Source organism: Microbulbifer sp. S227A (assembly GCF_049800935.1).
Genome location: NZ_JBNAFZ010000005.1, coordinates 1 through 25,114 on the forward strand (window position 1 = coordinate 1; position 25,114 = coordinate 25,114).

Sequence of the window (25,114 nt, forward strand, 5' to 3'; positions counted from 1 at the left end):
GTTGTTCTCCAGCGTCTGCACCAGGTTGGGCTGCATCGCGTCCTTGAGCAGCACGGTCATCGCGCCTTCGGCCTTGATATCACGGGCATAAACCGGCGTGCGGTCGCGGCGATAGGCGACGATCATGTCGCCCAGGCGCTTTTCCAGGTCCTTCAGGTCCTTGGCCAGGCAGAGGATTGCCATCACTTCGGAGGCCACGGTGATGTCAAACCCGCCCTCGCGCGGAAAGCCGTTGGCCACGCCCCCGAGGCTCAGCACCACATTGCGCAGGGCGCGGTCGTTCATGTCGACAACCCGCCGCCACTGGACCCGGCGCAGGTCGATCTCCTGTTCGTTGCCCCAGTAGATGTGGTTGTCGATCATCGCGCTCAACAGCGAATGCGCGCTGGTGATGGCGTGGAAATCGCCGGTGAAATGCAGGTTCATGTCCTCCATCGGCACAACCTGCGCCATGCCCCCCCCGGCGGCACCGCCCTTCATGCCGAAATTCGGACCCAGCGACGCCTCGCGGATACAAATCATCGCCTTTTTGCCGATATGGTTCAGACCATCACCCAGCCCCACGGTTGTCGTGGTCTTGCCCTCGCCCGCCGGGGTCGGGTTGATCGCGGTCACCAGGATCAGCTTGCCATCGGGACGATCCTGCACCGAGTCGATGAACGCCTGCCCGACCTTGGCCTTGTCATGACCATAAGGCAACAAATGCTCCGACGGGATCCCAAGCCCGTCACCAATCTCCTGAATCCCCTTCTTACGCGCTTCCCGCGCTATCTCAATATCACTTCTATAGGCCATGATGGTGCTTCCTGTTGGTTGGATTTGTTACTCGGCGGCGGTCTTGGCGATCGCTTCGACGCGCACCGCCGAGAATTTGAATTCCGGGATCTTGCCATAGGGATCGATCGCCGGGTTGGTCAGCACGTTCGCCGCCGCCTCGACATAGGCGAAGGGAACAAAGACCATGTCTTCGGACACCGCGCGGTCGGCGCGGGCCATGATGTCGATACTGCCACGCCGGGTGGTCAGGCGGATCATCTCGCCGGGGCTGACGCCCAGACCGCGCAGCGTTTTCGGGTGCAGCGAACAATTGGCTTCCGGTTCGACCGCGTCCAGAACGCTGGCCCGGCGGGTCATTGACCCGGTATGCCAATGTTCCAGCTGCCGCCCGGTGGTCATGATCATCGGATAGGTTTCATCCGGTGCCTCGTCCGGCGGGATCACCGCGGCGGGGGTGAATTTCGCGCGGCCCTCGGGGCGCGGAAAGCCATCACCAAACACCACCGCCTGTCCCGGATCGGTTTCCGACAGCGACGGGTAGGTCACGGTTTCGGTCTTGAGGCGCTCCCAGGTGATGTTGTCAAGCGATGCCATCACCTGTTTCATCTCGTCAAAGACCTGGGACACATCGGTGTAATCCCACGGCAGGCCAAGACGCTGGCCCAGCTCCACGGTGATCTGCCAATCCTCGCGCGCCTCGCCCGGCGGCGCCACGGCAGGGCGCACCCGCTGGACCTGGCGGTTGGTGTTGCTGACGGTGCCGTTCTTTTCATAGAGCGCCGAAGCGGGCAGGATCACGTCGGCAAAACAGGCGGTTTCGGTCAGAAAGATGTCCTGCACCACCAGGTGTTCGAGCTTGGCAAAAGCGTCGCGGGCATGTTCCACGTCCGGGTCGGACATGGCCGGGTTTTCCCCCTGGATATACATGCCCTTGATATTGCCCGCGTAAACCTGATCGACGATCTCGGTCACGGTCAGACCCTTTTTGTTGGACCAATCCTCGTCCCGGCCCCAGACGCCAAATATGGCTTCGCGCACCGCGTCATCCTCGACCGAGCGGTAATCCGGCACGAACATCGGGATCAGCCCGGCATCGGACGCACCCTGCACGTTGTTCTGGCCACGCAAGGGATGCAGGCCGGACCCCGGCCGACCCACCTGCCCCGTCATCAGCGCGAGGCTGATCAGGCAGCGGGAATTGTCGGTGCCGTGGATATGCTGGCTGACGCCCATGCCCCAGAAGATCATCGCCGCCTTGGCACCGGCAAAGGTGCGCGCCACGTCGCGGATCACATCGGGTGCAATGCCGCAGATCGGCTCCATCGCCTCGGGGGTAAAGGCCTTCAGGTGTTCCTTCTCGGCCTCCCAGTTCTCGGTATAGGCGTCGATATATTGCTGATCATACAGCCCTTCCTCGATGATCACGTTCATGATCGCGTTGAGCATCGACACGTCGGCGCCCGGGCGGAATTGCAGCATCTGGTAGGCAAAGCGCTTCATGCCCTGCCCGCGCGGATCCATCACGATCAGCTTGCCGCCGCGCTTGGTGAACTGCTTGAAGTAAGTCGCAGCGACCGGGTGGTTCTCGATCGGGTTGGCCCCGATGATGATCGCCACATCGGCGTTTTCGATCTCGTTGAAAGTGGCCGTCACCGCGCCCGAGCCGACGTTTTCGATCAGCGCCGACACCGATGACGCATGGCACAGCCGCGTGCAGTGATCGACATTGTTGTGCTTGAACCCCTGCCGGATCAGCTTCTGAAACAGATAGGCCTCTTCATTGGTGCATTTGGCCGAACCAAAGCCCGCCACCGATTGCCCGCCATGGGCCTGGCGCAGGTTCGACAGGCCGCCGGCCGCGGCCTGCATCGCCTCTTCCCAGCTGGCTTCGCGGAAATGGGTCATCAGGTTGCCGGGATCGACATTCAGCCCCTTGGCCGGGGCATCCTCGCGGCGGATCAACGGTTTGGTCAGCCGGTGCGGATGGTGAATATAGTCAAAGCCAAAGCGGCCCTTGACGCAGAGCCGGCCTTCGTTGGCGGGGCCGTTGATGCCCTCGACATATTTCACCTTGCCGTCCTTGACCTTGAGCGAGACCTTGCAGCCGACACCGCAGAACGGGCAGACACTTTCGGTTTCGCTGTCAAAATCGGCGCTGTTGCCGTGCTGGTGTTCATCCACCACCGTGGCGGGCATCAGCGCGCCGGTCGGGCAGGCCTGTACACATTCACCGCAGGCGACACAGGTCGAGGCCCCCATCGGATCACCGAAATCAAACACCGGATAGGCATCGTGCCCGCGCCCGGCCATGCCGATCACGTCATTGACCTGCACTTCGCGGCAGGCGCGCACGCAAAGGCCACATTGGATACAGGCATCGAGATTGACGCGCATCGCCACGTGGCTGTCATCCAGCAACGGAATGCGCCCCTCTTCCAGCTTGGGAAAGCGGCTGGCGTCGACACCATTGGCTTCGGCCATGTCCCACAGATGCGCGGATTTGTCATGTGCCGCGTCGCGTGCGGGCTGATCGGCGACCAGCAGTTCCATCACCATCTTGCGGGCGCTTTCGGCGCGGGGCGTGGCAGTCTTGACCACCATACCCTCGGACGGTTCGCGGATGCAGGAGGCGGCCAGCGTGCGCTCGCCCTCGATCTCGACCATGCAGGCGCGGCAATTGCCGTCGGGGCGATAGCCCGGCGCGGGTTTGTGGCACAGATGCGGGATCTTCAACCCCCGGCCATTGGCCACCTCCCAGATCGTCATGCCCGGTTCGGCGCTGACATCCTCGCCGTTCAGATTGAAGGTGATGGTCTCGCTCATGGCTCAGATCTCTTCCGGGAAATGTTTCATCGTCAGGCGGATCGGGTTCGGCGCGGCCTGTCCCAGGCCACAAATCGAGGCGTCGACCATGGTCTGGCTCAGCTCTTCCAGCAGCTCCTGATCCCAATGTTCGGCCTGCATAAGCTTGACCGCCTTTTCACACCCGGCGCGGCAGGGGGTGCATTGACCACAGCTTTCGTCCTCAAAGAACCGCAGCATGTTCAGCGCCGCCCCGCGGGCCGAGTCCTGGTCCGACAGGACCACCACCGCCGCCGAGCCGATAAAGCTGCCATGGGGTTGCAACGTGTCGAAATCCAGCGGCACGTCATCCAGCGATGCCGGCAACAGCCCCGAGGAGGGCCCGCCCGGCTGATAGGCCTTGAATGTGTGCCCGTCCAACATGCCGCCCGCCGCGGCGATGATGTCGGTAATCGTCGATCCGGCAGGCAACAGGTGGACGCCCGGAGCCTTAACCCGCCCCGAGACCGAATAAGACCGCAGCCCCTTGCGCCCGTTCTTTTCCACGCCCGAGAGGATCTGTGGCCCCTCACGGCAAATCCGCGCGATCCAATAGAGCGTTTCGACATTGTGCACGAGGGTCGGACGACCGAACACGCCCACCTGCGCCACGAAGGGCGGGCGGTGGCGCGGGATGCCACGCTTGCCCTCGATGGATTCGATCATGGCGCTTTCTTCGCCGCAGATATAGGCCCCGGCGCCGCGCCGCAATTCGACATAGCCCCTTGCGATCAGCCCCTTGTCCTCAAGCGCGGCGATCTCGCGGCGCAGGATTTCCAGAACTGCCGGGTATTCGTCGCGCATGTAGATAAAGCAACGATCCGCCTCGACCGCCCAGGCGGCGATCAGCATCCCCTCGAGAAAGACATGCGGCGTGCGTTCCAGGTAATAGCGGTCCTTGAACGTGCCCGGCTCGCCCTCGTCACCATTCACGGCGAGATAACGCACACCGGATTCCGCCCGCACAAAGCCCCATTTCCGCCCCGACGGGAACCCCGCCCCGCCCAGCCCGCGCAGACCGGCAGCGAGCAGTGTCTCTTGCACCGCTTGCCAATCGCCCTCCGCACGCAGCGCCCCGAGCCGGTCATAGCCGCCATCGTCGATATAGGCGTCAAGCGTTTCGTATGGGGGAATTCGCACGCCCGTATCGCCCGCGTCGATCGCCGCCCGTACCTTGTCCGGCGTGGCGTGGTCGATGTGGTTGTGCCCGATTTCCAGAACCGGCGCGGTATCGCAGCGCCCCATGCAGGGCGCGCGCAGCACGCGGACCTGCGATGCCTCCAACCCGTCCTGCAGCGCCTGTTTCAACTGTTCGGCCCCGGCCAGTTCGCAGGACAGCGAATCGCAAACCCGTATCGTCAGCGCCGGAGGCGGCGTCTCGCCCTCTTTGACCACGTCGAAATGGGCATAAAACGTCGCCACTTCGTAGATTTCGGCCATGGATAGTCGCATTTCCTCCGCCAGCGCCCGCAAATGTGTGGCAGAGAGGTGCCCGAAACGGTCCTGGATAAGGTGCAGGTATTCAATCAGCAGGTCGCGGCGACGCGGCTCTTCTCCAAGGAGGTCACGGATCTCGGCAAGTGCCGCGTCTTCATATTGACGCCCCTTCGGCGTATGACGCCCCTTGCCACGGCCAGACTTCCAGATACCGACGTCATCAAGCGACATGCTTCTTGGTCCTCTCAGGTTTCGAGCAGCTCAATATTTCCTTATAATCAAGTTATTTTACTACGCGTCAACACGTAGTTTTGCAGAAATCTGCGGAAATTTCCGCGCAATGGCGCGGATCCGAAACGGGTTTCCATCATCGGCACGCTCTGTCCCGATCGGGAACGGCCCGGCACCCTGGTGGCCTGGCCCCACGAATCGGAGGGTGACTGTCAGGCGCTGGCGCGCAGCTTGAGCTCGCCCGGCAGAATGCGAATGTCGCCCGCCGCCGCGTCCACATCCGGCGCGGTGATCATGTCGACCGCATGGCCCAGCATCCGGCGCAGCGGCTGGCGGATGGTGGTCAGCCGATAGGATTCCCAACCGGCCATCGGGATGTCGTCGAACCCGGCAATGGCCATGTCGCCGGGCACATCCACCGCCGCCGCGCGCGCCGCGTCGAGGGCGGCGATGGCCATGATGTCATTGGCACAAAAGATCGCGTCGGGCCGCGGGCGCATCGCCATAACCTGTTGCGCCGCCGCAAAGGCCCGCCGATAGCTGTACCCGCCGTCAAGCTGGCAAAGCAGCGTCAGACCGGCCTCGGCCAACCGGTCCTGAAAGCCGCGCACCCGTTCCAGATGGGTCGAGGTGTCCGCCCGCCCGCCGATCACCGCGATCCGTTGCCGGCCGGTTTCGACAAACCGCGACGCGATCACCCGCGCCCCGCCGTAATTGTCACAACAGACCGCCATCATGTCGCTATCCGATTGCACCCGGTTCAGCAGGACGGCGGGAATACCGTTGTTGCGGCACTGGCGGGCCAGCTGCGATCCCATCGAGGAACTGGCCAGGATGACGCCCTGGCTGCGGTACTCCAGCACCTGGCGCAACACCATGTCCACGTCCTCGCCCGTGGGCACCACATGCGCGATGACCCGCAAGCCGCGCGGCGGCAACAGCCGGCTCAGCTCGTCCGCGACCACCGGGTAGAACGGGTTGCGCATGTCGCCCAGCACCATGGCAATCGTGTCGCTCGCCTGTTTGGCCAGAACCTGGTCGATCGGGCTGACATAGCCCAGGTCGCGCGCGGCGGCAAAGATCGCGCGGCGCTTGTTCGCGGCGATGGGCGCATCGGCGCGATAGGCACGGGACACGGCGGAAACCGAGACCCCGGCCCGCGCCGCGACATCCTTGGCAGTGATCTTTTTCATGACACCCGGATAGTGCCGAAATCGCGCCGGATTGCAATTCTTTCACCAGATTGCACAGAATCCGTTGAAATTTTTTCGCTCTGCCCCCCGACGATTGCGCCGCGCGCCGCTTGCACCTAGGCCATGCACAGCTAATCCCGACAGGAGCCGACATGACCCCCAACGCCGATTTCAAAGCCCGCCTGACCGGGCGCGCGCCGCTGATGGGCGTGTTCGTCAAGACGCCGCATCCGATCGTGATCGAGGTGCTCGGGCAATCCGGTCTGGACCTGTTGATCCTCGATGCCGAACATGCGCCGTTTGACCGGGCCGGGATCGACCTGTGCATCATGGCGGCGCAGGCGGTGAATTGCCCGCTGCTGGTGCGTGTGCCCAATGCCGCGCCCGACACGATCCTGGCCGTGCTGGATGCCGGGGCGGCGGGCATCGTCGTGCCGCATGTGAAATCCGCCCGGGACGCCGCTGAAATCGTGCGCAACACCCGCTATGGCAAGGCGCAGGGACGTGGCTTTGCCGCCACTACGCGGGCCGGCGGATATGGCCGGCGCAGCGCCGCCGAGCACCTGTCGGCGGCGGCCGCCGAGGTCAGCGTGATCTGCCAGATCGAGGATCCCGAGGGGGTCGAGCATTGCGCGGCCATCGCCGCCACCGACGGGGTCGATGCGGTGTTCGTGGGGCGCGCCGATCTGGCGATTTCGCAGGGGCTGACCGATTTTCAGGCCCCCGCCATCGGCGACACCTGTGCCCGGATTCTCGGAGAAACGGGCGCGGCCACCGGGCTATTCTGTGCGCCGGGCGAAGACCTGGGCCGCTGGCGCGACGCGGGGGCAAGCCTGTTCATCGTCGGATCGGATCACGCGCTGATGGCGCAGGGGGCACGGGCGCTGCGCGACGGCCTGGACGGCTAGAACCCGAACAGCTTTGCCGGGTTGTCGCCCAGGATCGCCTGTTGCAGCGCGGGTTCCGGAACCACCCGCCGCAGCGCCGCCGCCAGGTCGCCAACCTGCGGACGTGCCGCGCCGCCCAGCATGATGAAGGGCCAGTCGCTGCCCCAGATGCAACGGTCGGAATTGGCGGCGAGCGCCCGCCGGATGAACCCGTCGGCGGCGTCGTAGGGGCTGTTCGAAAACCGGTAAATCCCGGACAGCTTGAGCCAGACCCCGCCATCCGCCAGCAGGGCAAGCAGCTCTTCGAACCCCGCGTCGCCGGGGCCGGCGGCCATGTCGGGCCAGCCCATATGGTCGATCACCACGTCGCAGGGCAAACGCCGCAGGTCGGGGGCAAGGGCGCTCATGTGGCGGTCGCTGTTGAGCAGGATCTGCACATGCATGTCGCGCGCCGCCAGACGGGGGGCCAGCGCCACGGTGCCGGCCCAATCGAGGACCCCGCCATGCACATAATTCAGCCTGACACCGCGAAACCCGCTGGCGGCCATGTGGTCAAGCTGCGCCTCGCTCACGGCGTTGTCCACCAGCCCGACGGCGCGGAAATTGTCGCGGCCCAACCGTCGCACCGCCTCGGCGGTGATGCTGTTGTCGAGCCCGTAGAGCATCGAATGCACGATCACCCCGCGCGACAGGCCAAGCGTCGCCAGATGGGTGCGATACTGGTCAAGCCAGAAGTCCAGCGGCCCCGGCGCCGGGTCCTCGCCGCGCTGTGCCGACAGGGGAAAGGCCGGATCGTCGCCGATCATGTGGGCATGACAGTCGCAGCCCCCGGTGATGCCCTCAAAGGCCGGGGCGGCGATGTCGCGGGTGGCGGGGGCTGAGGCGTCAGGCATGTTGGCGCTCCGTTTGCTGTGTGTCGAGCCAGCCCAGGGCCGGCGGCGCCGGGACGATCCCGGTCGGGTTGATATGCCGGTGCGAGCGAAAGTAATGCTGCATGCAGGCATCGAGATCAAAGGTCCCCGCCACACCGGGCAGGCGATGGATGCGGGCAAGGAATCCGGCAAGCGCGGGCATGTCGGCAATCCGCCGGGTGGTGGTGCGAAACAGCGGAACATAGATCGCGTCAAAGCGCGCCAGCGAGGTATAGAGCATGAAATCCGCCTCGCTCGGGCCATCCGCCAGGAGATAGGGCTGGCGTTCAAAATGCGCCTCCCAACGGTCGAGCGCCGCGCCCAGCCCGTCCAGCGCCGCGTCGTAATCCGCCTGCGCCCGGGCAAAGCCGCATTTGTAGACCGCCGACGTCACCCCCGCATAGATCTCATCCATCATCCCGGCCACAGCCCCGGACTCGGCGGCAGGCCGGAAATCCTGCCCGACCTCGCTAAAGGCGTCAAAGGCGCGGTTGAACATGGCAAAGATATCGCGCGTGTTGTTCGACAGGATCCGGCCGCGATGCAGGTCATAGAGAACCGGGGTCGAGGCGCGCCCGGTATAGGCCGGATCGGTGGCCAGGTAAGCCTCGTAGAGATAGCGGAACCCGGTCCGCGGTTCGGGCTGGCCTTCCGGGCCCGCGAACTCCCGGCCATTCACCCCCATCTCGGGCCGCACCGACACGGTCGGCACCACATGTTCCAGCCGCTTGGCCCGGTGCAGCATCGACACCCTCTGGGCCAGCGGACATCCCGGACATTCGACCAGCAGATAGCGGCCCGGCTCGGGGGGCGTGGCCGTGCCCGGCTCGTTTGACACGCGCTCGCGGAAGCCTTCCTTGCGCGGCTCCCATCCTGCGGCGCCAATCTGAAGATCGGTGCCCCCCGTCCATTTCCCGTTGACCAGTTGCCCCATGCTCTGGACCTCTTCTTGCTGTGTACACGTTTTCATTACGTCACGGGAACACTTAATATAAACCGCCTTGTTTTGCTGCATTTTCTGTACCAGCTGAAATATTTTCATATCTATGGACACGTGTACATTCAAAATGCAACCATCCAGAAAGACCAGCGAGTCGGATCAGGCTCGTGACCAACAGGGAGACCAAGAAATGAAAATTCACCGCATTCTTCCCGCCGCCCTTGCGGTTGCTCTGCCGGGGCTGGCCCATGCAGACGAGGTGCCGCTGCCCGACCGGATGACCTGGGCGAGCTATGACAGCCAGTCGATCGTCTATGCCGAGTCGATCGCCATCGGAAAGGTTCTCGAGACCCATTACGGGACCAAGTTGCAGGCCATCCCGATCCGCAACGGCTTTTCGCGGATGCTGCCGCTGTTCTCGGGCAAGGCCGATATCGTGACCACCGGCAGCGACGGGTATTTCGCGCAGGAAGGGGCGTTCATCTTTGCCAAGCAGGGCTATGGCCCGCAGCGGCTGCGCATCATTGCCTATAACGAGACCAACCCCGGCAACGGCGCCGCGGTCACCGCCGACAGCGGCATCAAGACCTGGGCCGATGCCAAGGGCAAGCGCGTTGCCGTGGTCCAGGGCAGCGCCGCCCCCGCCAAGGTGGTCGAAGCCTCTCTGGCCTTTGCCGGCCTGACCTGGGATGACGTGGTTCGGGTCCCGGTGTCGTCCTGGTCGGCAGGGCAAGAGGCGCTGATCAATGGACAGGCGGATATTGCCGCCGCCAACACCACCTCGCCCAGTGTCGAACGGCTGGCGAATTCGCCGCGCGGCATCCACTGGCCCGCCACATCGCATGACGACACCGAGGGCTGGGCCCGGCTGAACGCGGTCGCACCCTATATCCAGCAGGCCGAGATCTGCCAGGGCATCGGCATTCCCGAGGGCGAATGCGTGCAGATCAACGGCTATGGCTATCCGGAATACCTCGCGCTTCCCGATCTTGACGGGGACACGGTCTATGGTCTGGTCAAGGCGATGGACATTCATTCCGACGAGATCGCCACCGCCTTTCCACGCGCCAAGGGCTATGCCTTTGCCAACCAGCGCATGCAACAGGCCTGGCCCTGGCATGACGGTGCCATCCGCTATTTCAAGGAAAAGGGCGTCTGGGATGACGCGGCCCAGGCCCATCACGAGATGTTGCTGACGCGGCAGGATGTTCTGGCCGCCGCCTGGGACGAGATGACCTCGGGCGATGTTCCGGGCGACGAGGCCGAGTTTGCCGCCAAATGGTCCGATATCCGGGCGCGCCACCTGCGCGAGGCGGAACTGCCGGTCGTCTATGACGATGTGTGGAACTACTGAACGATACTCCCCCCGACTGCGGCCCGGCCTTGTGCTGGGCCGGCTCTTTGCGAGGCTTCAACCATGACCGACTCCGCCCCCGCCACACCCCCGCAGGACCAGGGCCGCCAGCGCAACCTTTCGACCGGCTGGCGTGTCGTGGTGGCGCTTTTTGCCGTCGCCAGCGTGGCGATGGTCGTCTACATGGTGTTCAACCTTGGCCTGTACGCGGGCTATATCCCGATCCAGGCGGTCTATTTCTATGCGGCGCTGACCCTGCTCTGCCCGCTGACGTTCATCCTGTTCCCGGCCCATGCCAGTGCCCCGCGCGACCGGGTGCCGTGGTATGACATGCTGTTGTTCGCGCTGTTCCTTGCGGCGGGCGTGATTGCCACCGTCAACACGCGCACCATCTTTGACTATGGCTGGGATTATCTCGCGCCCGACTGGGCGCTGTGGATGGCGCTTGGCGTCTGGCTGCTGATGCTCGAAGCGACGCGGCGGGCGGCGGGGCTGGCGGTGTTTGTCGTGGTCGCCATCGCCAGCTTTTACCCGTGGTTCGGCAGCGCGCCGTTTCTTGGCCTGTTCCAGGTGCCGGGCAGCACGCTGCTTGAGACCGCGCAATACCATCTTTTTGGTACCGAGAGCCTGATCGGCGTGCCGATGCAGGCGCTGGTCAATATCGTCATCGGCTTTCTGCTGTTCGGCGTGGCACTGCAAAAGACCGGGGCGGGACAGTTCTTTATCGACCTGTCCTTTGCCATCCTTGGCGGCACGCGCGGCGGTCCGGCCAAGGTTGCGGTGCTGTCCAGCGGGCTGATGGGCTCGATCAGCGGCAGCCCCGTCACCAATGTCGTCACCACCGGCTCGATGACCATCCCGGCGATGCGCAAGGTGGGGTTCCCCGCCGTGACCGCCGGCGCGATCGAGGCCTGCGCCTCGACCGGCGGGGTGCTGATGCCGCCGGTGATGGGGGCCACGGCCTTTATCATGGCGACCTATCTTGAGATTTCCTACCAGACCATCGCCCTTGCCGCGATCATCCCGTCCTTCCTGTTCTTTCTGGGGCTGTTCCTGCAAATCGACGCGATGGCGGCACGCAAGGGGCTGACCGGCTTCCCGCGCGAAGAGCTGCCCCGGCTTCGCAACGTGCTGCGCGAGGGGTGGTATTTCCTGCTGGCGCTGGTGCTGCTGGTGTGGCTGCTGTTCTTTCTGAAACAGGAATCGCGCGCGCCGTTCTTTGCCACGCTGGCGCTGATCGCCCTGAACCAGCTCAACCCGGCACGGCGCTGGCGCTGGTCGGACCTGATGGAATTCGCCGTGGCCTGCGGGCGGCTGTTTGTCGAGATCGCCACGATCCTTGCCGGTGTCGGGTTGCTGCTGGGGGCGCTGGTTCTGACCGGCAAGGTGGGTTCGCTCGCCTATGACCTGATCGCGCTGGCCGGTGACAACACGCTGGTGCTGTTGCTGGCGGGGGCGCTGACCAGCATGGTGCTGGGCATGGGCATGACGATCAGCGCCGCCTACCTGTTCCTGGCGATCGCGCTGGCGCCGGCGCTCACCGAAAGCGGGCTGAACGTGCTCGCGATCCACATGTTCATGCTCTATTGGGGGATGATCTCTTACATCACGCCGCCTATCGCCTTTGCCGCCTTTGCCGCCGCCCCGATCAGCGGATCGTCCTCGATGCGCACCGGGATCGAGGCGATGCGCCTGGGGACGATCATCTATTTCATCCCGTTCTTCTTCGTGCTGAACCCGGCGCTGATCGGGCAGGGAACCATGCCGGAAATCCTGGGTGTGCTGGCCACCGCCATCGTCGGGGTGCTGCTGCTGTCCTCGGCCTTGCAGGGCTATCTGCTGGGCATCGGACAGCTGGGCGGCGGCGGCGCGCTGCAATGGCCGATCCGCGTCGCGCTGTTTGCGGCGGGGCTGTTGCTCTTGGTGCCGGGGGGCGAGAATTTCGGCAATATCGACGGCGGCGTGTTTCTGATGGCGGCACTGGCCTGTGTGGCGGCGGGGCTGGCCCTGCACGCCCTGCCCCGCATCGCACGCGGGGTGCGGCCATGAGCGAAGGAACATTCCGACGCAACGCCACCTCGACCGACGTGGCGCGGCAGGCGGGGGTATCGCGCGCCACGGTGTCGCGGTGTTTTTCCGACCCCGAAACCGTGCGCGCGGATACCCGTGCCCGGGTGATGCAGGCGGCGCGCGACCTGGGCTATGCCCCGAACCAGCTGGCCCGCATGTTACAGACCCGCACCAGCGACATGATCGCCGTGCTGACCGCCGATTTCGCCAACCCGTTCCAGCCCGCCCTGATCGAGGCGCTGTCCGGTGGGCTGACCGGGCTGGGCATGATGCCCCTGCTGCTGAAATCCGACATCACCACCGACGCGGCGGATGAGCTGGTGCAGGTGGCGCTGGCCTATCGTGTCGCCGCCGTGGTGGTGACGGTACTGCCGGTGTCGGATCGCGCCATTCGCAGATGTGTCGAGGCGGAAACGCCGCTGATCCTGCTTAACCGGGTGGCCGAGGACAGCCGGGCAATCTCGATCTGTGCCGACCTTGAGGCCGGGGCGCGGCGGGCGGCGGATGTTCTGATCGAGGGCGGCCACCGCCGGATCAGCATGATCACCGGGCGCACCGGCCACTGGACCACCCGGATGCGGCGCGGCGGCTTTCGCCACCGGCTGGACGAACACGGGATCGACATCCTGACACAAGAGCCGGGCGATTACACCTATGAGGGCGGGCGCGAGGCAGCCCTGCGGATCATCGAGGCGATGCCGCAGACCGATGCGATCTATGCCTGCAACGACGCCATGGCCTGTGGTGCGATCGACGCGCTGCGCGGCAGCCTGGGCCGCCGCGTTCCCGATGATGTGGCGGTGCTTGGCTTTGACAACGTGCCGATGGCCGGCTGGGACGGCTATGCGCTCAGCACCATCCACCAGCCGATCAACCGCCTGATCGCCAGAGTCTGCGACACGCTCGAACTCCCGGACCGGGGCCTGTCGCGCGCCGGCAGCCAGACGTTGGAAACCTGCCGCTATGTCCAGCGGCACAGCACCCGCCCGGTGGCATTGCTGCCGGATGATATCGACGACCTGACCACCCCCCCGAAAGGACCCAGACCATGACCGGCCATATCGCAATCATCGGCAACTCGCCGCTCAATATCGGCGCGGTGATGGCCGCCGACCTGACCCTGGGCGGCGAAGAGGCGCGGTTGTTTCTGTGGCCCGATCAGGCGGAACTGGCCGATGCGGCCGGGGCGGCGGGCGGACTGACCGTCTTGGACCCCGCCGATCAATTGAAATCGGGCCAGACAGGTCTCGCCACGCCGCGGATTTTCACCGGCTCGCCCGCCGAGGCGGTGGCCGGGGCGGCGCTTGTGGTGATGGATGTGACCGGCGACGATGTGGAACGGCGCTTTCGTGACCTGCTGCCGCATCTGGAGAACGGCCAGGTGGTGCATGTGAACACCCATGGCTATTGGCCGTCCTTGCGGGTGGCCGGGATGCTGCGCGCGGCGGGCAAGAGCGGCGTCACCCTGACCGAAGGCGTCACCCCGTCAATCGCCGCCGGGCGCGACGGGGCGGTGATCACCCCGCATACCCTGCGCCGCAACGTGCTGGTGGCGGCCTTTCCCGCCAGCCGCAGCGACCAGGCGCGGGACCAGCTGGCGCGGATTTTCCACAGTTTCGAGATGGCGCGCGATGTGCTGCACGCGAACCTGTCGGGGATGAACTTCCTGATCCATCCAGGCATCGCTCTGGTCAATATCGGCTATTTCGACCGGGCCGGCGCGCGCGGCGACCGGATCAGCTTTTACGGCACCGGCAATACCGAGAACGCCATGCGCATGACCGAAGCGCTGGATGCCGAGCGCCCGGCCGTAGCGGCGCTGTTGGATGTGCCCTGTCCGAGCGTGTCCGAACAGGTCGCGCGGATCTATGGGCTTGCGCCGAAACCGCTGGGCGCACTGGTGGCCGAGGTGCCGTTCTATCGCGACCTGCCGCCGCTGCCCGCGGATGTGTGGAAGGCGTGGATGCGGTGGGACATCCCGCATGGCCATGTGCCCTTTGTCCTGCTCGCCGAGGCGCTTGGCCAGCCCGCGCCGCTGCATCGCGGGCTGGTCGACATCATGGATGCGCTTGTCGGCATGTCGTCGTGGCGCGATGGGCTGACGCTGGAACGGCTGGGCCTTGCGGGGATGAGCGCCGACGACATGATCCGCATGGTGCGGCAATAGCCGCCCGCCCCATCAAGCCGCGCTGACGAGGCGCGGCGCCGGGGTTTCGATCAATGTGCCATGCAGCGCCGCAATCGCGGGTTTCAGCATGTCCCGTTCCAGGATGAACTGTACATCGACATTGCGCGGCCCCTGGCTCGCCCCGATGGTTTCACAGCCAGCCTCGGCAATCGCCTGCAACCCGCGCGTCAAAACCGACAGCCCCGACAGGTCGCGCCCGACCACCGAGGCCATGGCGATGGCGCGGATCGAGATCTCGGCCGCCGGATAGCGCGCGGCCAGGTCCCGCTCGACGCGGCGCAGCACTTTCATCGAACTGTCGACGTAATGGGTGATCGTATTGGCATTTGATACCTTGGACACGATGCGCACGTCATGGCGGCTGAGCACGTCGAGGATCGCGGCGTCATAGCCCTTGACCCCGACCATGTCCTGTTCAAACAACGCCAGCGCAAAAAGGTCGAGACCGGTGACGATCTCCACGGCAGGGTGCTCGGCGGTCTGATCGTCGATCAGCGTGCCGGGATCCTCTGGCTCAAAGGCGTTGGTCACCCGCAGGGGCACGCGGGCCTGGCGCAGGGTTTTCGCCGCCTTGGGGTGGATCGCCTCCATGCCCAGGTTCGACAACTGGTCGGCCACGTCGTAATTGGTGCGCCCCAGTTTGCGGACCACCCCGGCCCCGACCAGGTTGGGATCGGCAGAGGACAGGTGGAATTCCTTGTGGATGATCGCCTCGCGCGCGCCGGTCAGCGCCGCCAGACGCGAAAAGGTCACTTCGGAATAGCCCCGGTCATACTCTTCCATCAGCCCCTCGGCACATTGCGCATAGCCGGTGACGATGGGCATTTCCCGGCGCGCATCGATGCCCTCGGTCGCCCCGGTGATCCGCGCGTCCAGCGACAGTTCGCCCTCGTCGCACCAGCCCGAGAGATCGACAAAGCGGGCATTCACCCCGGCGCGCTGCAACATCAGGCTGGTGACAAAGGCCGAATGCGATTCACCCAGCCCGGCCAGCATCTCGCGGGTCTGGCCCAGGTTGCGCGCCAGCCGGAAATGCCCATAGGAACACAGCCGTTGCAGATCGATCAAACAGTTGCGCGCGCCCAGGATACGGTCATGCACGAACGCATCCGCGCGCTCGGCATCCGCAGGGTTGGTCAGAACCCTGCGATGCGCCCGCGTCATCGCCTCGGCCACGCGGTCCAGCCGGCCGTGCCAGCCATGATCGTTGTCGCCATTGGCAAAGGCGGCATAGGCACCGGGCTCGCCGGTTTTCTTGTGCTCAAGCAACAGGTTGGTGATGCCGCCAAAGGCCGAGACCACAAAGATGCGGCCATAGACCGACCCGGCATCGCGATCGCCAAGGATCAGCGTATCGCGCAGCTCGTCGATGCGGTCCATCGAGGTGCCGCCGATCTTTTCCACCGTATGGGTCATCTCAGGCCTCTTCGGCAACCGCGTATGAGCCGTCTTCGCGATGCACTTCCTTGCCCGTCACCGGCGGGTTGAAGACACAGGCCATCACCAGCTCTTCCTCGGCGCGCAGGGTGTGGCGGTCGTGTTCGTTCAGCGCATACATGACACCGGGCAGGATCGCGTGGGTCTCGCCGGTGGCGAGATCGGTGATCGACCCCTTGCCCTTCATGCAATAGACGCTCTCGAAATGGTTCTTGTATTCGAACGTGTGTTCGGACCCCTCTTCGAGAAAGGTGATGTGAAAGGAGAAGCCCATTCCATCATCCGCCAGCAACATGCGAACCGAGGTCCATTGCGCGTCCGAAACCACACGGTCGCCCCCGGTTTTGACGATCTTGTTGAAATCCCTGACAATCATCTCTGTTACTCCGCTGCGATTGCGTGTTGTTGGTCGGCCAGCACATCCCGTGTCGCCGCGTGCAGGATCTCGAACCCCTTGCGCAGCGTCTCGGGGGGCGTGGTCAGCGGCGCGAGCACCTTGACCACCTGATCCTCGTTGCCCGAGGTCTCGATCACCAGCCCGGCCTCATAGGCGCGGGCACAGATCGCGCCCGCCAGCGCGCCCGAGCCCACATCGACCCCCTGCATCAGCCCGCGCCCCTTGAGCCGGGCGTCGGGTATCCGCGCCGCCATGTCGCTCAGCGCGTCATGGATCAGCCCGGCCTTTTGCGACAACCCCTGCTGAAACGCCGGGTCGGACCAGAATTTCTCGATCGCGACCCGCGCGGTGACAAAGGCATGGGTATTGCCGCGAAACGTGCCGTTGTGCTCGGCGGGGCCGAACACGTCATGTTCGGGCCGCACCAGCATCATCGCCATCGGCAGGCCGAACCCGGAAATCGATTTGGCCAGGGTCACGATGTCGGGCGTCACCCCCATCTGTTCAAAGGAAAAGAACGTGCCACACCGTCCGCACCCGGCCTGGATATCGTCGATGATCAGCAACGCGCCGTGATCCCGGGCAATCGCGGCGATGCGGCGGATCCAGTCGGGACGGGCGGCGTTCAGCCCGCCTTCGCCCTGCACCGTTTCCAGGATGATCGCCGCCGGTGCGTCGATCCCGCCGGATGCGTCGTTCAACAGGGTTTCAAGATGCTCCGCCGTGTCGGTGTCCGCGCCGAAATAGCCATCATAGGGCATGCGTGTCACCCCCTGAAGCGCCATGCCCGCCCCGCCCCGGTGATAGCCGTTGCCGGTGGCCGCCAGCGCCCCATTGGTCACGCCGTGAAACCCGTTGGTAAAGGCGATGACGTTGCTGCGGCCGGTGATCTTGCGCGCGAGCTTCATCGCCGCCTCGACCGCGTTGGCACCGGTCGGGCCGGTGAACATCACCCGGTGATCCATGTCGCGCGGCGCGAGGATGTGCCGCTCGAACGCCGCCAGGAACGCGCCCTTGGCATCGGTGTGCAGGTCCAGCCCATGCGCGATGCCGTCGCCCGCGATATGGTCGAGCAGCGCCGATTTCATGTCGGGATCGTTATGCCCATAGTTCAGCGACGAGCACCCGGCGAGGAAATCGATATAGGTTTCGCCATCGGCGCAGGTCAATTGCGCGCCGCTGGCGCGGGTGAATATGGCGGGCATCCCCCGGCAATACGAGCGCGCGGCGCTCTCGCGGCGGGCATAGATGTCAGGGGTTTCGGTCATGTCCTTGGGCATGAAGTATCCTTTCGCAGCGTGTGCGTTAATGATGTCTGAATGTGATCGGGGATCAGGCCGCGCGGGCAAGCCCGGTGGCGGCAGGCAAGGTGATTGTCACCATGTGCTCGGTGGCGTGTTGCCCGTTGAAATGGCTGTCCCGCGTGAAATGCGGCGCATCGCCGAGCGTGCCGCCCATGTCGCGGGCAAAGCTGCGGAACAGCGCCCATGAGGCATGGTTGTCTTTGGTGATGGTGGTTTTGAGCTGCCGGGCGGCGGCGCAGGCGTCGCGTTCGATCAGCGCGTGCAGCATCCGCTTGCCCAGCCCCAGGCCGCGCGCGCCGGGGCTGACCGCGACCTGCCAGACGAACAACGCGTCGCGGCCGGGGATGATATGGCCCGAGATCCAGCCGACGATCTCGCCCTCAAGCTCCGCCACCACACAGGTGTCGCGGAAATGATCCGCCTGGATCAGGTTGGCATAGACCGAATTTTCGTCGAGCGGCTTGCAATCTCTGACAAGCGCCCAGATTTCCGCTCCGTCCGTCGCATCGGGTTTGCGCAGACGGAGCTTGCGCGTTCGGGGGTCGGCGGTGTCTTTCGGCATCTGAATGGCTCCCTGATCGTTCGGTCATCTAACTAACCGGCCCGAATAAAAACTTCAACCGGCGAAGGGAATTTTTCTGATAGCCCGAAAATGCGAGGAAAATCGAAGAATTTCGACATACCGCCCTTTGCCTTCACTTCAACAGATGAAGCATAATGCAAGGGCGCTTTGGATGTTGAAGCAATCCGTATCCCTATGCCACACTGGCCCCATGACCGACCGGCCACCCAATCGCATTGATGACTGCCTGATCGCGCTGCGGCGGGTTCTGCGGGCCACCACGCTATACGAACGTGACCTTGCCATCGCCGCCGGGATCACCCCCGCGCAGCTCAGGGTGTTGCAGATCCTGCAGGGTCGCCCCGATGGCAGCACCAACCCCAAGGCGCTGGCGACGCAGATGGGCGTGGTGCAGGCCACCGTGACGGCGATTGTCGACAAGCTGGAAAAATCCGGGCTGGTGTCACGGCAGCGATCCGAGACCGACCGGCGAAAGACCAATGTGGTGATCACCGAACGTGGGCGCGGCGTGGTCCGCGAGGTGCCGGATGCGCTTCAGCAACGGTTTGTCGGGGCGTTCGAAGGGATGCGGGACTGGGAACAGGCGCAACTGCTGGCCTCGCTGGAACGCATCGCCGCGATGCTCGATGCCGGGGATATCGACGCCTCGCCGGTTCTGGCCGCGGGCGACATCCACAGCCCCCAGACCCCCGCCTAGCCGACCGCCGCCCGGCGCGCCAGTTCGGAGCCGAGATGTGACAGAAACGCGGCCTCCAGCCCCGACCGCACATGCGAGGCCCGCTGGATGATCCCGATGGGCCGCTGAAAGGCGGTGCTGTTCAGCGCGAGGAACTCGATAGTTCCCATATGGTCCGAGAGGATCGTCGGCAGGCGCGGCATCACGGTGATGAGGTCGGATTTGGCCACCGTCTTGTAAGCCGTTTCGGTCGAGTCGGTATCCAGCGCGATGTCAAAGGATTTGACCCCGAACTTGGCCAGGCCATCCTCGGTCTGCATCCGCAGATAGCTGCCCCGCGAATGGGCAACCCACCGTTGCGCCTCAAGATGCTGGGGCAGGATTTCCGGCCGGCGCGTCAGCGCGTGGCCCTTGCGGCAGACGATGCCCAGCACGTCCTCGACCAGCGGTTGGGTTTCCAGTTGCAGATCCACCGACAGCGGGCGCGCCGGGCCGATCACGTGGTTGACCTGGCCGGTGGACAGCAGGGTTTCAAGCTCGGCCACCAGCCCGACGCGCAGCTCGACCTTGCAATCGCCGTGCGCACCAAGGAAATCCGCGAGGATCGGCGCGAGGAAATTGTCGGCCAGCGATGGCGGCGTCCCGATCAGCAGGCTGCCCGCCTGGCCGGTGGCCACGTGGCGCGCATAGGCGCGGGCCTGATCATCCGCCGCCAGCATCATCAGCCCGAACCGCGCAAAGGTGCCGCCCAGCTCGGTGGCCACGGATTGCCGGCCGATCTTTTCAAAAATCGGCGCGCCCAGACGCTGTTCGAGCTTTTTCATGTTCTTGCTGAGCGCCGGTTGCGCCACGCCCAGCTTGGCCGCCGCCGCGGCAAACGAGCCGCTCTGGACAATGGTGGCAAGCTGGATCAGGTGGCGCGGATCGATCTGCATGGGCGGCTCGGGGCGGGGATGGCTGTTGGGGTACGCTACAGCCACCACCGGCGCGGGATCAACCGGCGGCGCGCCGCGCCTTGATCCGGGCCTGCACCAGCGGCCACACCGCGAGAACCAGAGTCAGCACGATGAAAAACAGCGAGATCGGCCGGGTCAACAGCGGCAGCAGGCTGTTGTCATAGAGCATCAGCCCCGAGCGCAGCTCCTTCTCGGCCAGCGGCGCGAGGATATAGCCCAATACGAACGGCCCCACCGGAAACCCGCCCCGGCGGAACAGGAACCCCAGCACCCCGAAGGCAATCATCACCCAGACGCTCGACATGGAATTGGACAGCGAATAAACCCCGATCACACAGCAGACAATGATCGTCGGGAACAGATAGGCGCGCGAGATGGTGGCGATCCGGGCAATCGGGCGGACCCCGGCGAACATCAGCGCCGCCATCATCACATTGGCCACCAGCGCCGCGGCGATCACCCCATAGGCGATCTCGGGACTGTTGGTGAACAGCAGCGGCCCCGGTTGCAGGTTGTGGATCACCAGCGCGCCGATCAGGATCGCGTCGATCACGCTGCCCGGAATGCCAAGGGTGATCAGCGGGATCAGCGCCCCGTTGACCGAGGCGTTGTTGGCCGATTCCGCCGCCACGATCCCCGCCTCTTCGCCGGTGCCAAAGGTCTCGGGATGCCTGGAAAAGCTCTTGGTGGTGGTATAGGCGACAATGGCGGCGATGGCGCTGCCCACGCCGGGCAGAACCCCGATCCAGGTGCCGATCAGCGACGAGCGCACCGCGTTGGGGCCATGTTTGCGCAGATCGCCCGCCGATGGCGCGAACCCGGTCAGCGGGCCGCTTTGCTGTTGGATCGGCGTTTCCGGCCTGAGCACGTCCTCGATGATCTGGCTGATGACGAACACCCCGAGCAGCACCGGCAGCAGCGAAAAGCCGCCGCTGATCACGTCAAAGCCGAAATTCAGCCGCAGCACCCCGGAGGACGCATCGGGCCCGACCATCGCCACCGCCATGCCAAAGAGCGCGATCAGCAACCCCTTGAGCAGCGTGCCCTCGGCAATGGTGGCAATCAGCACCAGCGCCATCAGCACCAGCGTAAACAATTCGTAAGGCCCGAACCTGAGCGCGAAATCGGCCAGTGGCGGCGACAGCAGCGCCAGGAACAGCCACGAGATCAGACCGCCCGCGAAGGACGCCATGATCCCCAGCGACAGCGCCCGCCCCGCCCGGCCCTGTGCCGCCATCGGATAGCCATCCAGCACGGTCATCACCGCCGAAGGCGTGCCCGGCATTTTCAGCATGATCGCGGTGATCAACCCGCCGCTGACCGATCCGACATAGATCGACACCAGCAGCATCAGCGCCAGAACCGAGTCCATGTAGAACGTCACTGGCAGCAGCAGCGCAATCAGCATCGCCCCGCCCAGCCCCGGAATCGCCCCGACGACGATGCCCAGCAACACCCCGAGAAAGATGAAGAACATCGGCGCGGGAGCGAGAAGGTTCACGAAAGCCTCGAACAATTGCATGACGCGTCTCCTATTGCGGCAACACGACCGACAGCAGGTCGGCGAAAACATGGGTCAGGGCCAGGCTCATCCCCACCGCGATAGCCAGCACGGTGATCAGCCGGCGCACGGAGAGGTCGCCCATCGCCGCCCCGAGTGCCGCCAGAAAACCAAGCGTGACCCAGGTAAAGGGCAGCACCTTGGCGGTCAGCAGCGCGAGATAGGCCAGCGTGATCGCCGAAACGAACGCAAGGCGGCGGATGTCCGGGCGCGGTCCCGCCGGTGCCGCCGCCGGCTTGCGGCCACGGGTTGCGGCGGCAAGAACCACGGCGCGCAGCCCGGTCAGCCCCAGCAGCAGCCAGCCGATCCAGCGGGGCAATCCGGCGGGGCCAAGCGGGTCGAACATCGGGGCCGGCAACGCCGCCGCCCCGACCAGCAGCGCCACACCGGTCGCCGCCAGCAGCAACAGGCACAGCGCCTCGCCGCGATATTCGGGTGACAGGATTGTCATGTGGGATCTCCTCGGGTTTGCGGCTCAGGCCCGATAGGTGGGCAGCGGCGCGCGGTCTTGCAGGTTTATCGTTTCGACGAGCATGGCCTGAACCAGCCGGGCCTGTTCCGCCGCATAGCGCGGATCGTCCCAGAGGTTGACCACCTCGTCCGGGTCGTTGCCAAGATCGTACATCTCGTTCCAATCCTCGCCGTGGCGGATGCTGATGCGCCAGTTTTTCTCCAGATAGGTGCGGACACGCTGGGGCCGTTCAAAGGCGGCCATGCTGCGCTGGCTGTCTTCTTCGATGATCAGCCCCTGACGCTCGGGCCCGCCGGCGAACGCGTTGGCCCCCTGCACCCCGTGAAACGGCTGGATGCGGGCGGCCTCCAGGATGGTCGGCCCGATGTCGAGCGCATTGCGCAGGGCGTCGTCGGTGCGGGCCCCGGGATCGCGCGGATCGGCCCAGATGAACGGCACCCGGATCAGCCCCTGGTAATGCATCAACAGTTTCAGCATCAGCCCGTGATCGCCCATGTAGTCGCCATGATCCGAGGTAAAGACCACGATGGTATCCTGCTCGAGCCCCTGTTCGCGCAAACTGGCAAGCACCCGGCCCACCGCGTCGTCGATCATGGTGATCGATCCATAGGTCAGCGCGATGATCTCGCGCGCCTCGCGGTCGGTGACGGCAAAAGGGTCCTGGCCGGTCCGGGTCTCGGGGGCCTCGGCCAATTGCCGGCGCAGGTTGTGGATTGGCGGGATGTCGCCCTTGCCAAAGCTGGAGGGCAGCGCGATGTCATCCGGGTTGTACATGTCCCAGTATTTGCCCGGTGGGGTAAAGGGGTGATGCGGATCGGGAAAGGACATCATCAGAAAGAACGGCGCGTCATCCTCGGCGCGGTTCCTGATATAGTCCTGGCACTGATCGGCGATCCAGTTTGTGGGATAGAGCTCTTGCGGGATCTGCGTGCGCCAGGCCTGTGGCGCGCAATAGCGGTCGTCGGGGATGGCATTGTCCGGCCCGCGCAGCGCATCCACCCGCGGATGGGTCCGGGCCAGCCAGGCGGCGTAATCGCCGGTGACCAGATCGGCGTGGTCGTCGGCAATCTGTACATGGTCAAAGCCGTAGAACGGCGTGCGCACCCGGTGATTTGGGTCTTGCTGCCAGCGCAGGGCGGTTTCCTGTTCATAGGCTTCGCCCGATCGCAGGTGCTTGCTGGCTTCGCGCAGGTTTTCGGACGGATCCTCGAGACCCGGCCTGACCTGCCGTTTCGCGGTCGCGGGCAGGCCGGTCATGCCCTGGATATGCGACTTGCCGATCAGCGCCGTGTCATAGCCCCGGTCGCGCAGCAGGTCCACGAAGGTCGTCGACTCGAGCGACAACGGGATGCCGTTGTGCCGCCCGCCATGCAGGCTCGGCATCCGCGAGGTCAGGATGCTGGCCCGGTTGCACATGCAGATCGGGTTGGCGACATAGAAACGGTCAAACCGCGTGCCCCGCGCCGCCAGCGCATCGATATGCGGGGTTTGCACCGTGGCATTGCCATAGCAGCCAAGATGGTCGGCGCGGTGCTGGTCGGTCACGATGAACAGGAAATTGGGCTTTTTCGACATGGTTTCTTCCGGCAAGGGGAGGGTCATGCGCTGCCGGTGGCAACGCCCGGTACGGGTCCGCCGACCGCGATCCGGGCCGGCGGGCGTTTCAGTTCGGGTTACTTCAGGTTCCCGGCCACCGCCGACAGGTCCTGATAGATCGCGTCAAGCCGCTGTTTCAGATCGTCACCCGCGACAAACAGAACCTCGTCGCCCTTGGCCTCCATCGACTCGATCAGCTGGGCATCCTCGCTCACCTGCCTGAACACCCCGGCCAGCGTCTGAACCACGTCATCCGGGGTGCCCGCGGGCGCCTACCAGACATTGTCCAGGCACGAGGTCACGTCATAACCCAGCTCTTTGGCGGTCGGCGTATCGGGCAATTCCGGGTGCCGCTCGGCGCCGTAATAGACCAGCCCCGAGAGTTTCGGGTTCTGCACCACCGGCGTCGCCACCAGCACCGCAGTCTTGGTGTGGTTGCCAAGGATCGACGCAATCCGGTCGGCGCCGCCGCCGGCATTGACATAGCCCACCTTCATGTCGGCGGCGCTGGCGAACATCTCGGTGGTGAAATGCGCGCTGCTGCCCACCAGCGTGGCCTCTTTGATGCCACCGGGATTGGCCCGCGCCTGTGCGATCCAGTCCTCGGCATCGGCAATGCCCGATCCTTCGGCGGTCGCGGTCAGCAGGCAGGAATAATTGGTCTCGGCCACCGGCACCAGGTCGGCATAGCTGAAGTCCAGAACCCCGGTCAGCTCCGAGGTCATCATCGTCTGGTGGATATATAACAGCGTGTGGCCGTCCGGGTCCGCGTCCCGGCCCTGCCGCATACCGATCGTCGCCGCACCACCGGGCACGTTGACCACGACCATCGGCTGAGCCAACAGGCCCAGCTCCTGGATACGCTGGATCACCAGCCGCGCCTTGACATCGCCCTGCCCGCCGGCGGCAAAGGGCACGATCACCTGGATCGGCTTTTCGGGATACCCCTGTGCGGTTGCCGCGCCGAACGAAACGGCCATCGCCAGCGCGCTGGCGGCAAATGTGCAGACCCCCTTGGACATACGGTTGTTCCTCCCATGCGTATGTGTCGGTTGGTTCCGGTTTACCGGTTTGTCATTTTCCAATCCAATAACATGTGGCGCCAATACATATCCGTTTGGAATGTATTAGCGATGACAGGGCCGGGATTTCATCTGCCAAAGACCTTCGCAAACAGAGCCTTGACCCCGCACCATGCGGACCGATAGGTTGAGATCACGAGGACGGCGCGGCGCTTGGACCGGCAATTTCCACCCGTAACCGCCCCACTGCAACCACGCCACACAGGTCCGATAATTTCCCC

Annotated in this window: 22 protein-coding genes; 6 read left to right on the forward strand and 16 right to left on the reverse strand. The window is 64.8% G+C overall.

Going from position 1 to position 25,114, the window contains the following annotated elements:
• The 4 genes from ACP15R_RS13160 to ACP15R_RS13175 form a co-directional block, all read right to left on the reverse strand.
• Window positions 1-795: formate--tetrahydrofolate ligase (locus tag ACP15R_RS13160; RefSeq protein ID WP_424986878.1), on the reverse strand; the 795-nt coding region annotated here is incomplete at its 3' end.
• Between the two features lie 27 nt (window positions 796-822).
• A complete protein-coding gene (fdhF, locus tag ACP15R_RS13165) occupies window positions 823-3,600 on the reverse strand; it encodes a formate dehydrogenase subunit alpha (protein WP_424986879.1) in 2,778 nt (925 codons plus the stop codon).
• Between the two features lie 3 nt (window positions 3,601-3,603).
• The gene (locus tag ACP15R_RS13170; protein ID WP_424986880.1) at window positions 3,604-5,286 is read right to left on the reverse strand and encodes an NAD(P)H-dependent oxidoreductase subunit E; all 1,683 of its coding nucleotides are present in this window, start codon (window positions 5,284-5,286) and stop codon (window positions 3,604-3,606) included.
• A 212-nt stretch (window positions 5,287-5,498) separates the two neighbouring features.
• Window positions 5,499-6,479 carry a LacI family DNA-binding transcriptional regulator gene (locus ACP15R_RS13175; protein WP_424986881.1) on the reverse strand — a complete coding sequence of 327 codons (981 nt, stop codon included), beginning with the start codon at window positions 6,477-6,479 and terminating at the stop codon, window positions 5,499-5,501.
• Window positions 6,480-6,631: 152 nt separating this feature from the next.
• Here ACP15R_RS13175 and ACP15R_RS13180 point away from each other — a divergent pair, with 152 nt between their 5' ends.
• The gene (locus ACP15R_RS13180) at window positions 6,632-7,387 is read left to right on the forward strand and encodes an HpcH/HpaI aldolase family protein (protein ID WP_424986882.1); all 756 of its coding nucleotides are present in this window, start codon (window positions 6,632-6,634) and stop codon (window positions 7,385-7,387) included.
• Here ACP15R_RS13180 and ACP15R_RS13185 read toward each other — a convergent pair.
• The gene (locus ACP15R_RS13185) at window positions 7,384-8,259 is read right to left on the reverse strand and encodes an amidohydrolase family protein (RefSeq protein ID WP_424986883.1); all 876 of its coding nucleotides are present in this window, start codon (window positions 8,257-8,259) and stop codon (window positions 7,384-7,386) included. The genes ACP15R_RS13180 and ACP15R_RS13185 overlap by 4 nt on opposite strands.
• Complete coding sequence (locus tag ACP15R_RS13190; protein WP_424986884.1) at window positions 8,252-9,211, reverse strand: glutathione S-transferase C-terminal domain-containing protein; 960 nt, start codon at window positions 9,209-9,211, stop codon at window positions 8,252-8,254. Before ACP15R_RS13190 ends, ACP15R_RS13185 begins: the two co-directional genes overlap by 8 nt.
• Window positions 9,212-9,407: 196 nt before the next feature.
• Between ACP15R_RS13190 and ACP15R_RS13195 the strand changes: the two genes are divergently transcribed.
• From ACP15R_RS13195 to ACP15R_RS13210, 4 genes are all read left to right on the forward strand, one after another.
• Window positions 9,408-10,571 (forward strand): TAXI family TRAP transporter solute-binding subunit, encoded by a 1,164-nt coding sequence (locus tag ACP15R_RS13195; protein ID WP_424986885.1) that lies wholly within the window; start codon window positions 9,408-9,410, stop codon window positions 10,569-10,571.
• Window positions 10,572-10,634: 63 nt separating this feature from the next.
• Window positions 10,635-12,620, forward strand: a complete 1,986-nt coding sequence (locus ACP15R_RS13200) for a TRAP transporter permease (RefSeq protein WP_424986886.1) — start codon at window positions 10,635-10,637, stop codon at window positions 12,618-12,620.
• Window positions 12,617-13,693, forward strand: a complete 1,077-nt coding sequence (locus ACP15R_RS13205) for a LacI family DNA-binding transcriptional regulator (RefSeq protein WP_424986887.1) — start codon at window positions 12,617-12,619, stop codon at window positions 13,691-13,693. Before ACP15R_RS13200 ends, ACP15R_RS13205 begins: the two co-directional genes overlap by 4 nt.
• Entirely contained in the window at window positions 13,690-14,808 is a 1,119-nt protein-coding gene (locus ACP15R_RS13210) for an NAD/NADP octopine/nopaline dehydrogenase family protein (RefSeq protein ID WP_424986888.1), read from the forward strand. The genes ACP15R_RS13205 and ACP15R_RS13210 overlap by 4 nt, the downstream gene beginning before the upstream one ends.
• Before the next feature lie 12 nt (window positions 14,809-14,820).
• Here ACP15R_RS13210 and ACP15R_RS13215 read toward each other — a convergent pair whose 3' ends face one another.
• The 4 genes from ACP15R_RS13215 to ectA are packed head-to-tail and all read right to left on the reverse strand — an operon-like array spanning window position 14,821 to window position 18,529.
• Window positions 14,821-16,245 carry an aspartate kinase gene (locus ACP15R_RS13215; protein WP_424986889.1) on the reverse strand — a complete coding sequence of 475 codons (1,425 nt, stop codon included), beginning with the start codon at window positions 16,243-16,245 and terminating at the stop codon, window positions 14,821-14,823.
• A 1-nt stretch (window position 16,246) separates the two neighbouring features.
• A complete protein-coding gene (locus tag ACP15R_RS13220; RefSeq protein WP_424986890.1) occupies window positions 16,247-16,642 on the reverse strand; it encodes an ectoine synthase in 396 nt (131 codons plus the stop codon).
• Window positions 16,643-16,647: 5 nt separating this feature from the next.
• Complete coding sequence (gene ectB, locus ACP15R_RS13225) at window positions 16,648-17,943, reverse strand: diaminobutyrate--2-oxoglutarate transaminase (RefSeq protein WP_424986891.1); 1,296 nt, start codon at window positions 17,941-17,943, stop codon at window positions 16,648-16,650.
• Window positions 17,944-17,995: 52 nt separating this feature from the next.
• Window positions 17,996-18,529 (reverse strand): diaminobutyrate acetyltransferase, encoded by a 534-nt coding sequence (ectA, locus tag ACP15R_RS13230; protein WP_424986892.1) that lies wholly within the window; start codon window positions 18,527-18,529, stop codon window positions 17,996-17,998.
• Window positions 18,530-18,701: 172 nt separating this feature from the next.
• Here ectA and ACP15R_RS13235 point away from each other — a divergent pair, with 172 nt between their 5' ends.
• Window positions 18,702-19,247 (forward strand): MarR family winged helix-turn-helix transcriptional regulator, encoded by a 546-nt coding sequence (locus ACP15R_RS13235; protein WP_424986893.1) that lies wholly within the window; start codon window positions 18,702-18,704, stop codon window positions 19,245-19,247.
• Here ACP15R_RS13235 and ACP15R_RS13240 read toward each other — a convergent pair.
• From ACP15R_RS13240 to ACP15R_RS13265, 6 genes are all read right to left on the reverse strand, one after another.
• Window positions 19,244-20,161 carry a LysR family transcriptional regulator gene (locus tag ACP15R_RS13240; protein WP_424986894.1) on the reverse strand — a complete coding sequence of 306 codons (918 nt, stop codon included), beginning with the start codon at window positions 20,159-20,161 and terminating at the stop codon, window positions 19,244-19,246. The genes ACP15R_RS13235 and ACP15R_RS13240 overlap by 4 nt on opposite strands.
• Before the next feature lie 58 nt (window positions 20,162-20,219).
• Window positions 20,220-21,704: a tripartite tricarboxylate transporter permease gene (locus ACP15R_RS13245; protein WP_424986895.1), complete on the reverse strand. Its 1,485-nt coding sequence runs from the start codon at window positions 21,702-21,704 to the stop codon at window positions 20,220-20,222.
• 10 nt (window positions 21,705-21,714) lie between these two features.
• A complete protein-coding gene (locus tag ACP15R_RS13250; RefSeq protein ID WP_424986896.1) occupies window positions 21,715-22,194 on the reverse strand; it encodes a tripartite tricarboxylate transporter TctB family protein in 480 nt (159 codons plus the stop codon).
• Window positions 22,195-22,218: 24 nt separating this feature from the next.
• Window positions 22,219-23,790, reverse strand: coding sequence for a sulfatase family protein (locus ACP15R_RS13255; protein WP_424986897.1), 1,572 nt, complete (start codon window positions 23,788-23,790; stop codon window positions 22,219-22,221).
• Between the two features lie 98 nt (window positions 23,791-23,888).
• Window positions 23,889-24,059 (reverse strand): hypothetical protein, encoded by a 171-nt coding sequence (locus ACP15R_RS13260; RefSeq protein ID WP_424986898.1) that lies wholly within the window; start codon window positions 24,057-24,059, stop codon window positions 23,889-23,891.
• A gap of 24 nt (window positions 24,060-24,083) precedes the next feature.
• On the reverse strand, window positions 24,084-24,833 hold the full coding sequence (locus ACP15R_RS13265; protein WP_424986899.1) for a Bug family tripartite tricarboxylate transporter substrate binding protein: 750 nt from the start codon (window positions 24,831-24,833) through the stop codon (window positions 24,084-24,086).
• Window positions 24,834-25,114 lie beyond the last annotated feature (281 nt).